The organism is Paenirhodobacter hankyongi (assembly GCF_003664585.1).
Taxonomy (GTDB): Bacteria; Pseudomonadota; Alphaproteobacteria; order Rhodobacterales; family Rhodobacteraceae; genus Rhodobacter; species Rhodobacter hankyongi.
In genome coordinates this window covers 229,398-240,826 of sequence record NZ_RCHI01000002.1, presented here as the reverse complement: position 1 = coordinate 240,826, position 11,429 = coordinate 229,398, and the positions used below count along the sequence as shown (strand labels likewise).

Annotated in this window: 12 protein-coding genes; 7 read left to right on the top strand and 5 right to left on the bottom strand. The window is 66.8% G+C overall.

The features are described from left to right. Positions 1 to 17: 17 nt before the first annotated feature. Both DYS74_RS03160 and regB read right to left on the bottom strand, forming a co-directional pair. Entirely contained in the window at positions 18 to 1,580 is a 1,563-nt protein-coding gene (locus DYS74_RS03160) for a PAS domain-containing protein (protein WP_245965179.1), read from the bottom strand. Between the two features lie 94 nt (positions 1,581 to 1,674). After that, positions 1,675 to 3,060 (bottom strand): sensor histidine kinase RegB, encoded by a 1,386-nt coding sequence (gene regB / locus DYS74_RS03155; protein WP_121530823.1) that lies wholly within the window; start codon positions 3,058 to 3,060, stop codon positions 1,675 to 1,677. A gap of 116 nt (positions 3,061 to 3,176) precedes the next feature. Here regB and DYS74_RS03150 point away from each other — a divergent pair, with 116 nt between their 5' ends. The 3 genes from DYS74_RS03150 (at position 3,177) to DYS74_RS03140 (ending at position 4,838) form a co-directional block, all read left to right on the top strand. Beyond that, positions 3,177 to 3,815 carry an SCO family protein gene (locus DYS74_RS03150; protein ID WP_121530821.1) on the top strand — a complete coding sequence of 213 codons (639 nt, stop codon included), beginning with the start codon at positions 3,177 to 3,179 and terminating at the stop codon, positions 3,813 to 3,815. 81 nt (positions 3,816 to 3,896) lie between these two features. Further along, on the top strand, positions 3,897 to 4,451 hold the full coding sequence (locus DYS74_RS03145) for an ActR/PrrA/RegA family redox response regulator transcription factor (protein ID WP_121530819.1): 555 nt from the start codon (positions 3,897 to 3,899) through the stop codon (positions 4,449 to 4,451). Between the two features lie 72 nt (positions 4,452 to 4,523). Further along, a complete protein-coding gene (locus DYS74_RS03140; protein WP_121530817.1) occupies positions 4,524 to 4,838 on the top strand; it encodes an H-NS histone family protein in 315 nt (104 codons plus the stop codon). 3 nt (positions 4,839 to 4,841) lie between these two features. On the opposite strand, the gene DYS74_RS03135 is transcribed toward DYS74_RS03140, so the two are convergent. Further along, positions 4,842 to 5,720: a LysR family transcriptional regulator gene (locus DYS74_RS03135; RefSeq protein WP_121530815.1), complete on the bottom strand. Its 879-nt coding sequence runs from the start codon at positions 5,718 to 5,720 to the stop codon at positions 4,842 to 4,844. A 181-nt stretch (positions 5,721 to 5,901) separates the two neighbouring features. After that, a complete protein-coding gene (locus DYS74_RS03130) occupies positions 5,902 to 6,492 on the bottom strand; it encodes an HD family hydrolase (RefSeq protein WP_121530813.1) in 591 nt (196 codons plus the stop codon). A gap of 118 nt (positions 6,493 to 6,610) precedes the next feature. Here DYS74_RS03130 and DYS74_RS03125 point away from each other — a divergent pair, with 118 nt between their 5' ends. The 3 genes from DYS74_RS03125 to DYS74_RS03115 all read left to right on the top strand — a co-directional run bounded on the left by DYS74_RS03125 (position 6,611) and on the right by DYS74_RS03115 (position 9,125). Then, positions 6,611 to 7,111, top strand: coding sequence for a hypothetical protein (locus tag DYS74_RS03125; protein ID WP_121530811.1), 501 nt, complete (start codon positions 6,611 to 6,613; stop codon positions 7,109 to 7,111). Between the two features lie 77 nt (positions 7,112 to 7,188). Next, a complete protein-coding gene (ahcY, locus tag DYS74_RS03120; protein ID WP_121530809.1) occupies positions 7,189 to 8,580 on the top strand; it encodes an adenosylhomocysteinase in 1,392 nt (463 codons plus the stop codon). A 203-nt stretch (positions 8,581 to 8,783) separates the two neighbouring features. Beyond that, the gene (locus DYS74_RS03115; RefSeq protein ID WP_121530807.1) at positions 8,784 to 9,125 is read left to right on the top strand and encodes a DUF2853 family protein; all 342 of its coding nucleotides are present in this window, start codon (positions 8,784 to 8,786) and stop codon (positions 9,123 to 9,125) included. Between the two features lie 48 nt (positions 9,126 to 9,173). Here the strand turns inward: DYS74_RS03115 and DYS74_RS03110 are convergent, their stop codons facing one another. Then, positions 9,174 to 9,785 carry an enoyl-CoA hydratase/isomerase family protein gene (locus DYS74_RS03110; RefSeq protein WP_121530805.1) on the bottom strand — a complete coding sequence of 204 codons (612 nt, stop codon included), beginning with the start codon at positions 9,783 to 9,785 and terminating at the stop codon, positions 9,174 to 9,176. A 112-nt stretch (positions 9,786 to 9,897) separates the two neighbouring features. On the opposite strand from DYS74_RS03110, the gene DYS74_RS03105 reads away from it, so the two are divergent. After that, positions 9,898 to 11,385 (top strand): DUF2125 domain-containing protein, encoded by a 1,488-nt coding sequence (locus DYS74_RS03105; protein WP_183077436.1) that lies wholly within the window; start codon positions 9,898 to 9,900, stop codon positions 11,383 to 11,385. Positions 11,386 to 11,429 lie beyond the last annotated feature (44 nt).

Genomic DNA, 11,429 nt, shown 5'->3' with positions numbered 1-11,429 from the left:
CCGCGCCGCAACCCGTATCAGATACTCGACTGCGGCAGGGCGCCGACGGGGACCCGGGCGGGGCTGAAGCCGGCCAACATCGCGCCGCCCTGGATCGGCACGAAGCGGCAGTGCAGTGGCGTGCCGTCGGGCAGCGACACCTCGTCCTCGATCGTCAGGCGTTCCGCCGAGCGCAGGCAGAAGGCGCGCGCCTGCGGCCAGAGCATGCTTGCGCCGCAAACCTCTTGCCAGCGCCGGGTTGCATCGAGGATGGTGACGCGGCCCAGCGTGGTGCCGGGCTCCACCTGCCACAGCCGGTCATAGGCACGGTTCGACAGCGCAAGCTCGCCCGAGGCGCGGAAGACCGCGACGGCCTCGGGCATCAGGTCGAGCACCTCCTGGCTAAGCTCGAGTTCGGCGCGGAAGCGGCGGGACAGCGAGATATCGGCGGTGATGTCCTCGAACAGGAAGGCGACGGCCCCATCGGGATGCGGGCGGCCGGTGACGCGATAGGTCTGCCCGCCCGGCAGGCTCCAGGTCTCGGTGTGAAAGCCCGCGGCGGCGGCCTTTTCCAGCGCCGTCATCTGCAGCCGCCAGCTGCGATAGTCCTTCGGTTCCGGCATCATCCGCGACTCGCGCAGCCGGTCGAGCAGGGCATAGAGCGTCGGCCGCGCCGAGAGGAAATCGGGGCTGAGCTGGGTCAGGTCGATCAGCGCCGGGTTGAACAACTGCAGCCGGCGCTCGCGGTCGAAGATCGCAAGGCCGATCGGCAGGCCGGCGAAGGTCTTCGTCAGGGTCTGCACGAAATCGCGCAGCGCGGTCTCGGCGCGCACGGCGGCATCGGCGGGCTGGGCGTAATGCAGCGTGCCGTCGGTCAGCGCGAAGCTGTGGCAGTCGAACCAGACCGGGCCACTTTGCCGGGCCAGACGCAGCCGGCGCGGCGTCGGATGCGGTGTCTCCTCATGCGGGAACAGCCGCGGCAGCGGCCAGACGAGGCACTCCTCGCTGTCGCCGAAGGCCTCGGACAGCAGCAGATAGGCGCGGTTGGCCCAGCAGATGCCGCCCTGCGCATCCTCGCGCCAGACCGGGGCGGGCAGTGAGTCGAAGGCCTGGCGCAGCAGGGCGAGCTCGTCCTCGAGGGCGCGCTGCGACAGCCCGTCGACCAGCACGCCGCTGCCCTCGGCCGCTGGGTCGATCAGGGTGATGCGGGCCAGGCCGCCAAGATGTTCGGCCAGCAGCCGCAGCGGTGGGCGGCGTTCCGGATCGGGCACCGAGGTCAGCTCGATCCGGCCCTGTTCGGCCAGTGCGCCCATGGCGCGGGCAAAGCCCTCGAACCGCGGCGCGAGGAAGGCGCAGAGCCGGTCCCAGTCGCTGCCGCTGGCGCGGGTCGCGGCGATCAGGCTGCGGGCGGGGCCGGTGGCATCGACAAGGTGATGATCGTCGAACAGGAACACCGCGGGTTCCAGAACCGGATGCGCGGCGGCGCTCGGGCGTGCAGGGGTCTGGCGCGGCGCAAAATGCGACAGCAGCAGCAGCGCCAGCATCGCCGCGCCGATCGAGGTGGTCACGATGATCACGGCCTCGAGCCATCCACCCTGCATCGCCCATGTCCTTTCCGCCCTTCGAGGGAATCCTCCGGGCAGAATGGTGAATTACACGTTAAGCGTGTATTGCGCGAGAGTTTTCGCCCTGGGGTTATGCCGTGATCGGGACATTTTCGCCCAGAGGGCCGGTTTCGGGGGCAAGAAGGCGCGCGGCGGGCCAGCGCACCTCGACCACCGCGCCTGAACGGCGCGGCGCGGCGCCGTCCTCGCCTGCAGGTTCCAGGCCATTGGCGAATCGCAGCCGGGCGCCGGTGCGCTCGAGCAGGGTCTTGGCGATGAACAGGCCAAGACCCATGCCCTCGTATTCCGGGCGGGTGCCGCGTTCGGTCGGGCGGCTGTGCAGGAACGGGTCGCCGATCCGGCCGATCACCCCCGGCGCATAGCCGCGGCCATCGTCGGTGATGCGCACGGTGATCTGCTGGCCGGTCCATTCGGCGTCGACCCAGACCGTGCTTTGCGCGAAGTCGACGGCGTTCTGCACCAGGTTGCGCAGCGCGTGGATGAGCTCGGGATAGCGGTAGATCGTCGGCTGCCGGTCGGACCCGCCGGGGGCCGGGGCGGCCTCGAAGCGGATCTCCTTGCCACGGTCGAGATGCGGCTCGGCCGCCTCGCGCAGCACGGCAAGCAGCGGTGCCGAGCGTAGGTGCAGGTCATCCTTTCCGGCGCGGCCCATCGAGCGCAGGATGTCGCGGCAGCGGTCGGCCTGCTCGCGGATCAGCAGCGCGTCCTCGTACAGCTCGGGCCGGTCATCAAGCTCGTCGGCAAGCTCCGAGGACACCAGCTTGATCGTCGCGAGCGGCGTGCCGAGCTCATGCGCCGCCGCCGCCACCACGCCGCCGAGGTCGGTCAGCTTCTGCTCGCGGGCGAGCGCCAGCTGTGTCGCCAGCAGCGCATCGCCCATCGAATGGATCTCGCCGGCGATGCGGTGGGCATAGCCGCCGAGGAAGATCACCCCGACCACGATCGCGACCCAGGTGCCGAATTCGATCACCGGCGGCATCGCCAGCTCGATCCCGTCCTTTGTGGTCAGCGGCAGGTTGAACAGCGCCACGCAGGAGATCATCGCGATCGTCGCGGTGCCCAGAAGCAGCGTCGGGCGCAGCTCGAGCGCGGTGGCGGCGATCGTCGCGGGCACCAGGATCAGCAGCGCGAAGGGGTTGTTCAGCCCGCCGGTGAGGGCGAGCAGCAGCGCGAGCTGGGCGGTGTCGAAGAGCAGCGTCGCCGTCACCTCGGCCTGGCTCAGCCGCCGGCTTTCCGGGAAGAGCCGGATCGCCACCAGGTTTGCCGCGACCGCGGCGCCGATGGTGGCCAGGCACAGCGGCAGATCAAGCGCGATGTCGAACCAGTAAAGGGCGACCAGCAGCGCGCCAAGCTGCCCGGCGATCGCCGTCCAGCGCAGGAAGATCAGCGTGCGCAGGCGGACCCAGTCCTGATGGCTTTCGGCCAGGCGCAGTCCGGGTTCGGGCCGTTCCGCCATCTCTGCTCCGATCCGGACCCGGAATTGATGGGTCCTGTTGTCACATTTTCCGTTGCGAACCTTGATAGTAGCGTCCCGCCCTGCGATCAATGCACAGCCCACCGGAAGGACCGACGATGAAGATCACCCCGAAAGCCGCCGCCATCGCCGCCGCCGTCCTCGTGGTCGCCGGACTGGGCGCCACCTGGCTTGCCACCCGCGGCGGCGATGCCGACATGTTCGCGCAATGCCGCAAGGGTGTCGTCGGCGGCACCGCGAAGATCGGCGGGCCCTTCACCCTGGTCGACGAGAACGGCAAGACCGTCACCGACAAGGACGTCTTCACCAAGCCGAGCCTGCTCTACTTCGGCTATACCTATTGCCCCGATGTCTGCCCGATGGACAATTCGCGCAATGCCGAGGCGACGGATATCCTCGACGGGCGCGGCTATGACGTGACGCCGGTGTTCATCTCGGTCGACACCGACCGCGACACGCCCGAACTGCTGCGCGAATTCACCGATATCATGAGCCCGAAGATGATCGGGCTCACGGGCTCGAAAGAGCAGGTGGCGGCGGCCTCGCGCGCCTATCGTACCTATTTCAAGGTGCAGAATCCGGGCGACCCCTACACGCTGATCGACCACTCGACGCAGACCTATCTGGTCTTCCCCGAGATCGGCTTTGTGGAATTCTACAACCGGGACACCACCGCCGAACAGATGGCCGACTCGGTCGCCTGTTTCGTCGATGCGTGGAAGGGCGCGGGAAAATAAGGGATTTCCGGGGCAGCCGGAAATTGACCCGTTCCGCGGGACGCCTTAGAACCGTCTCAGCAAACATGCGGGGGACGGAAGATGGCCGAGGACGAATTCGTGGAACTGGGGGCGGACCGGACGCTGCTTCTGGTCGATGACGACGTGCCCTTCCTGACCCGTCTCGCCCGGGCGATGGAAAAGCGCGGCTTCGAGACCGAGACCGCCGAGACCGTCGCCGCCGGCAAGGCGATCGCGCAGGGGCGCCCGCCCGCCTATGCGGTCATCGACCTGCGACTTGAGGATGGCAACGGGCTCGAGGTGGTCGAGGCGCTGCGCGAGAAACGCCCCGATGCGCGGATCGTGGTTCTGACCGGCTATGGCGCGATCGCGACGGCGGTGGCCGCGGTGAAGATGGGGGCGACCGACTACCTGTCGAAGCCCGCGGATGCGAATGACATCACCAGCGCGCTTCTGGCGAATGGCGAGGCCCTGCCGCCGCCGCCGGAAAACCCGATGAGCGCCGACCGCGTGCGCTGGGAACATATCCAGCGCGTTTATGAAATGTGCGACCGCAACGTTTCTGAAACTGCACGCCGGCTGAATATGCACCGTCGCACGCTGCAGCGCATTCTGGCGAAACGCAGCCCGCGCTGATTTTCGGAAAAACTTGAAATCCACTCCATTTTGATGTTTATCTTCCGGGAAACCCACCCCGGAGGCTCTGGAATGGATATCAGTTTCGACGATCTGACGCTTGCCGAACTCAAGACGCTGCGCACCAAGGTCGACCGTGCGATTGAAACCTACGAGGATCGCAAGAAGCGCGAGGCGCTGGCCGAGCTTGAGGAAAGCGCGCGCAAGATGGGCTATTCGCTTGCCGAACTGGCCGAGCTGAGCAGCGCAAAACCCCGCAAGGCGGTGGCACCGAAATATGCCAACTCCGAAAATCCGGCCGAAACCTGGACCGGGCGCGGGCGCAAGCCGAAATGGGTCGAGGCGGCGCTGGCGGCCGGCAAGTCTTTGGAAGATCTGGCAATCTGAGGCTCAGACCTCGGCTTTCAGCCAGTCGACGAAAATCTGTGCTGCCGGGCTCAACGGGCCCGGTGGCCAGACCAGATAATAGCCGAGGCTTTCCTCGTTCAGCTCGCGGATTTTAATCAGCCAGCCGATTTTCAGGTCTTCCTCGATCAGCGCCTCGGTTTCGAGGTGCAGGCCAATGCCTTCGCGTGCGGCCGACAGCGCCAGTTCCTCGTTCGGGAAGTCGACGAATTTCAGCGCGGCGGGTTTCAACCCGATGGATTCCAGCAATTGCATCTGTTCTGGCCAATCGCCCTCGCGGATCCAGGGCAGCATCGACATTTCACGCAGGCTGAGTTTCTGCCGCCCGCCCAGCAATTCCGGTGCGGCGACCACGATTTGCGGAGCCGAGGTGAGAAATTCGGAATTCACCCCCGGCCAGCGGCCATTGCCGAAGCGGATGCCCAGATGCGCGCCCATTTCGCGCAGATCGCCGACGCGCGGTTCGGGCAAGAGCGAGAGCGCAATTTCCGGATGCCGTTTCCAGAATTTCGCCAGCCGCGGCATCAGCCATTCCGCGGCGAAGGCCGGGGGCAGGGTCACGGTCAGCGGCCGTTCCGTGCGCGCCGCGCGCAGCCCCTCGACCGCGGTCTGGATCAGCAGGAAGCCATCGGTCAGCGCCGAGGCCAGCCGCTCGCCCTCGGCCGTCAGATGCACGTGCCGGCCCTCGCGCCACAGCAGCGCGATGCCAAGCTCGGCCTCGAGCGCGCGCACCTGCTGCTGCACCGCCGCATGGGTGACGTTGAGCTTGCGCGCGGCGGCGCTGAAGCCACCCTCGCGCGCCGTTGCGGCAAAGGCGCGCAGCGCCGTCAGCGCCGGCATGTGACGCCAGTCGATTTCACTCATCTGTTAGCCATTCTTGCAGGTCTGGAAAAATTCCTGACTCGCAAAAATCCGCGCGTCAACGCAAATACAGGGCATCAACACAAGAAAGGAGATCAGGAAATGATCCGCATGCTTGCAGAAGTGATGACCCTCGCCATGGGCGGCTATGCGCCGCGTGCCGCGGGCAAGGGTGAATACAAGTTCAATCGCTGAGCGCGCTCAGCAAGGCCATGTGGCGCGCGGTATAGTCCGCGCGCACCTCGGCCGGGGGGCGCAGCCGGATCGCGAGCCCCCGCATCAGCCCCGCATCGGGGCGCCCGAAGATCCGGTCCGCCTCTTCCCGTGAAAATCCCGCGATCGCCTCGGCCTCGAGCCGCGCCGACAGGATGTCCGCCTTCTTGATCGCCGTCTTGATCGGGCCGGGCAGCACCGCGGGCAGGCCAAAGCGCAGGTGCACCGCCGCGCTCAGCCGCGCATCGAGTTCACCATAGCCCTCGCCGATCGCCGCCTTCACCGGGCTGATCATGTCGCCCAGAACGTATTCGGGCGCATCGTGCAGCAGCGCGGCGAGTTGCCAGCGCGCGCCGACGCCCGGGTTCTGCCGGTCGAAGATCTGCTCGACCAGCAGTGAATGTTCCGCCACCGAATAGGGGAAATCGCCCCGGGTCTGGCCGTTCCAGCGCGCCACGAAGGCAAGGCCGTGGGCGATGTCCTCGATCTCGATATCGACCGGTGTCGGGTCGAGCAGGTCGAGCCTGCGCCCCGAGAGCATCCGCTGCCATGCCCGTTTCATGCCGCCCTCCCTGTGGTCCTGCCCGTGCTAGCGAAAGCGTGCCGGGCTGTAAACGGCGCGGAACCGGATCGGCACGGCCCGCGTTCCCCCCTTGAACGGATGACAGGAGAGGATACGCATGACGCCCGATCCGAAGAAGCTTTCCGCCGTGGCCGCGGTGATGGCGATCGCCCTTGCGGGCTCGGTCAGCATGGCCGTCTCGATGGTCGGCCCGCGCGAGGCCGCACCGCTTGCCCGCACCTCGGTCTTCCCGCAGGTGTCGGCCGGCGCCGATCGGCCGATGGATGACGTCGGCCCCGATCTCCGCTGGGGCGATCTGTCGGTGTTCGACTCGATCTCCGAGATCGGTGCGGAACAATCGCCCGATGTGCCCTATTGCGATCACCGCCGCGCGCTGCTCGACACGCTCGACCACGACTTCGCCGAGAAGCCGCGGGTGATCACTCCGCTTGAGCAGAACCGCTCGGTCGAGCTCTGGGCGTCGGACATCATGGGCACCTGGACGGCGGTCTATACCCGTGCCGACGGGGTGGCCTGCGTGATCTCCTCGGGCGTTGGCTGGGAGAAAGGCGACAACCCCGTTGCGTTGCTGAAATCCGAGGGGCTCCTGCCCGCCTGAGCCCGGCCCGGTCCTGATTGCCGCCCGGGCCCTGAAATGATAGACAACGCCCCAATTCCGACATTGGGGAGCCTCTCATGGCCGATTACATCGTCAAGGACATTGCTCTGGCCGGTTTTGGCCGCAAGGAGCTTGATATCGCCGAAACCGAGATGCCGGGCCTGATGGCCTGCCGCGAGGAGTTCGGGAAGACCAAGCCGCTCAAGGGCGCGCGCATCGCCGGGTCGCTGCACATGACGGTGCAGACCGCGGTGCTGATCGAGACGCTGAAGGTGCTGGGCGCCGATGTCCGCTGGGCCTCGTGCAACATCTTCTCGACCCAGGACCACGCCGCCGCCGCGATCGCCGCGACCGGCACGCCGGTCTTCGCGATCAAGGGCGAGAGCCTCGAGGAATACTGGGCCTATACCGACCAGATCTTCCGCTTTGCCGAGGGCACGGCGAACATGATCCTCGACGATGGCGGCGACGCGACGCTCTACATCCTGCTCGGCGCGCGGGTCGAGGCGGGCGAGACGGACCTGATCGCGGTGCCGACCTCGGATGAAGAGGTCTGCCTGTTCAACCAGATCAAGAAGCGGATGGCGGAAACCCCCGGCTGGTTCACCCAGCAGCGCGCCGCGATCAAGGGCGTGTCCGAGGAAACCACCACCGGCGTGCATCGCCTGTATGACCTGCACAAGAAGGGCCTGCTGCCCTTCCCGGCGATCAACGTGAACGACAGCGTGACCAAGTCGAAGTTCGACAACAAGTATGGCTGCAAGGAATCGCTCGTGGACGGCATCCGCCGCGCCACCGACGTGATGATGGCGGGCAAGGTCGCCGTCGTCTGCGGCTATGGCGACGTGGGCAAGGGCTGCGCCGCCTCGCTGCAGGGTGCGGGGGCGCGGGTGAAGGTGACGGAGGTCGACCCGATCTGCGCGCTGCAGGCGGCGATGGACGGCTTCGAGGTGGTCCTGCTCGAGGACGAGGCGCCGAAGGCCGACATCTTCGTCACCACCACCGGCAACAAGGACGTGATCCGCATCGAGCACATGCGGGTGATGAAGGACATGGCGATCGTCGGCAACATCGGCCATTTCGACAACGAGATCCAGGTCGCCAGCCTGCGCAACCACAAGTGGACGAACATCAAGGATCAGGTGGACATGATCGAGATGCCCTCGGGCAACCGGATCATCCTGCTCTCCGAAGGGCGTCTGCTCAACCTCGGCAACGCCACCGGCCACCCGAGCTTCGTGATGTCGGCCTCCTTCACCAACCAGGTGCTGGCGCAGATCGAGCTCTTCACCAAGGGCGCGGAGTATGCGCCGGGCGTCTACATCCTGCCCAAGCATCTCGACGAGAAGGTGGCGCGGCTGCATCTGGCGAAGATCGGCGTCAAGCTGACCGAGCTGCGCCCGGATCAGGCCGAATATATCGGCGTCACCGTCGAAGGCCCCTACAAGGCCGATCACTACCGCTATTGAGCCGCCCGACCGGCGACATCAGGCCGCGCCTCCTTCCGGGGGCGCGGTTTTCGCGTTTCAGGGGGCCTGATCGGCGGATTTTCCCCTGTGGGGATCTGCCGCGGAAGAATGACTTTGTTCCCGGCGCGCCCTGTCCTAGGCTTCGACCGCGAGGCCGCCCCGAAGACGGCCGCGAGATCGACATTTCAGGTGAGGATTCCGGGATGGGGAAGAGAGACGAACTGATTGCGAAATACGCGGAGGACCTGCAGTCCAAATGCGGCATGACGCCGGACATGGATCTGCTGACCAAGGTCACGATCGGCTGCGGCCCGGCGATCTACAATGCCGATGCCGAGACCGTCGCCGCTTCCGACCCGAGCGAGCTCGAGACGGTGAAGACCAATTTCCTGATGAAGAAACTGGGCCTTGCCGACGGGCCCGAGCTGATGGACGCGATCGACGCCGTGGTCGAGACCTATGGCCGGTCGGAACGCAACAAGTATCGCGCCGTGGTCTATTACATGCTGGTCAAGCAATTCGGCAAGGAAGCCGTCTACGCCTGAGCCGCAAGGCTGCCGAAGGCGCCCGGGGCACTCCCGGGCGCTTTCGTTTCAGAACAGCGCCTTGATCCCGGCGATATGCGCGGGCGCCGCGGCCCCGGCATCGGCGGCCAGCGCTGTGACGGTCTCGGCCATCGCCTCGGGGGCGACGATACGGTCGATCAGCCCCCAGGCCAGCGCCTCCTCGGCCTCGATCTTCTGCCCCGCCATCAGGATCATCTTCGCCCGCGCCGGCCCGATCAGCGCCGCCATCCGGCCCGGGTCCGAGGGCTGCGGCAGGAAGCCGAGCTTCATCACCGGATAGAAGAACTTCGCGCCCGGCACCGCAAGGCGCAGGTCACAGGCCAGCACCATCCCCATCGCGCCGCCCGCCAGCGTGCCGTTCAGCGCCGCGATCGTCAGGCAGGGCATGCGCGCGATCGCGCCCGACAGCCGTTCCCAGACCGGGCTGGTGGCCAGACCCGCCCGCGCCTCGTCAAGGTCGGCGCCGGCCGAGAACACCTTGCCGGTGCCGCGCAGAACGAAGACCTTCACCCCGGCCTCGGCCGCCGTCTCGGCTGCCACGGCGATCGTCGTCAGCATCTCGGTGGTCAGCGAATTGGCCTTTTCCGGCCGGTCGATGGTGACGGTGCGGACACCGTCCGCGGTTTCAACCTGGATCATCCTTCTCCCCTCGCGCAGGCATTCGTGAAAGTCCTAGCAAGGCCGCGGGCTCTTGACCATCACCCCGGGCCAAAGGATGCTTCGCGCGACAGTTCTTTTGGAAGGGTGCACAATGGCACGGGTCGGTTCCGCGGCGATGAGCGCGGCGATTTTCACGCTGATGGCGACGACGGCGCTTCATGCCGATGTGACGGCCGACGAGGTCTGGCAGGCCTGGACCAAGCAATACACGGCCTATGGCTATCAGGTGGCGATCGGCGACAGTGCCCGCGCGGGCGATACGCTGACGCAGCGCGACGTGCAGCTGACGAACCATGTCGAGGGATCGGATTTCACCATGACGATCCCCGAGTTGCGCCTGCGCGAGATGGGCGACGGCACCGTCGAGGTGACCGGCTCCGAAAAGATCAGCGCCCAGGCGACGAGCGCCGTCGAGGGCCAGACGCCGCTGCAGATGGAAATCGGCATCACCCAGGCGAACGGGGTGACGATCGTCTCGGGCACGCCCGATGCGCTGTCCTATCACGTCACCGCGCCCGAGCTGGTGATCGACATGGACCAGACCACCGCGGGCGCGCAGACCGAGGTGCCGGTGAAGGTGTGGATGTCGATGTCGGGCATCGACGGGACCTATCAGGTCACCACGGACGGCGGCCAGAACGAGACCTCGGACTTCGCCATCGCCGGGATGAAGATGACCGCCTCGGGCGCCGATCCCGAGACCAACGGCACCTTCAACCTGGCGGCCAGCCTGGTGAACCTGAAGATGAAGAGCACCATGAGGATGCCCGAGGGCGCCGATCTCGAGGATCTGGGCGCGGCGCTTGGCAAGGGCCTCGCCATGGATGTCTCGGGCAGCTACGGCGCCACCACCTTCACTGTCGACGCCGCCGCTGCCGAGGGGCCCTCGGGGCTGTCGGGCGGGGCGCAATCGGGCAGCTTCACGATGACGCTGGCGCCCGAGGGGATGAAATACGCCGCGACCGGCGAAGGCGCGACGATCGAGGCGAAGACGGCGCAGGTGCCGGTGCCGCTGTCGGCCACGCTCGATCGCGCGGATTTCGAGGCCTCCTTCCCGCTCAAGAGCAGCGATGCCCCGCAGCCCTTCACCGGGCGGATCGCGCTCGACGGGCTCGGGCTTTCCGAGGACGTCTGGAAGATGGTCGATGCGCAGGGTCTTCTGCCGCATGATCCGGCGACGCTGGTTGTCGACCTCACCGGCACCGCGCGTCCGCTGATCGATCTGTTCTCGCCCGAGGCGGCGCAGGCGCAGATGCCGCCGGTCGAGGTCAACAGCCTCGAGGTCAAGCGGCTGCAGCTGACGCTGGCGGGGGCCGATCTGTCGGGGCAGGGGGGCGTGACCTTCGACAATTCGCTGGGCACGCCGACGCCGCTTGGCGCGGTCGATCTGAAACTGTCGGGCGCGAACAAGCTGATGGACAGCCTGGTGAAGATGGGGCTGATGCCGCAAGATCAGGTGATGTTCGCGCGCATGATGCTTGGGCTCTATGCCGTTCCGGCGGGCGACGACCTGATGACCTCGAAGATCGAGTTCAAGGAAGGCGGCAAGATCCTCGCCAACGGCCAGCAGATCCAGTAAGAGACCCACATTGCGGGGCCGCCCGGGAATTTCCGGGCGGCTTC

Coding starts and splice junctions, on each gene's coding strand:
- DYS74_RS03105 (WP_183077436.1), top strand. CDS start 9,898: ATGGCACGGGTCGGTTCCGCGGCGATGAGCGCGGCGATTTTCACGCTG.
- DYS74_RS03140 (WP_121530817.1), top strand. CDS start 4,524: ATGGATATCAGTTTCGACGATCTGACGCTTGCCGAACTCAAGACGCTG.
- DYS74_RS03135 (WP_121530815.1), bottom strand. CDS start 5,720: ATGAGTGAAATCGACTGGCGTCACATGCCGGCGCTGACGGCGCTGCGC.
- regB (WP_121530823.1), bottom strand. CDS start 3,060: ATGGCGGAACGGCCCGAACCCGGACTGCGCCTGGCCGAAAGCCATCAG.
- ahcY (WP_121530809.1), top strand. CDS start 7,189: ATGGCCGATTACATCGTCAAGGACATTGCTCTGGCCGGTTTTGGCCGC.
- DYS74_RS03110 (WP_121530805.1), bottom strand. CDS start 9,785: ATGATCCAGGTTGAAACCGCGGACGGTGTCCGCACCGTCACCATCGAC.
- DYS74_RS03130 (WP_121530813.1), bottom strand. CDS start 6,492: ATGAAACGGGCATGGCAGCGGATGCTCTCGGGGCGCAGGCTCGACCTG.
- DYS74_RS03145 (WP_121530819.1), top strand. CDS start 3,897: ATGGCCGAGGACGAATTCGTGGAACTGGGGGCGGACCGGACGCTGCTT.
- DYS74_RS03160 (WP_245965179.1), bottom strand. CDS start 1,580: ATGCAGGGTGGATGGCTCGAGGCCGTGATCATCGTGACCACCTCGATC.
- DYS74_RS03115 (WP_121530807.1), top strand. CDS start 8,784: ATGGGGAAGAGAGACGAACTGATTGCGAAATACGCGGAGGACCTGCAG.
- DYS74_RS03125 (WP_121530811.1), top strand. CDS start 6,611: ATGACGCCCGATCCGAAGAAGCTTTCCGCCGTGGCCGCGGTGATGGCG.
- DYS74_RS03150 (WP_121530821.1), top strand. CDS start 3,177: ATGAAGATCACCCCGAAAGCCGCCGCCATCGCCGCCGCCGTCCTCGTG.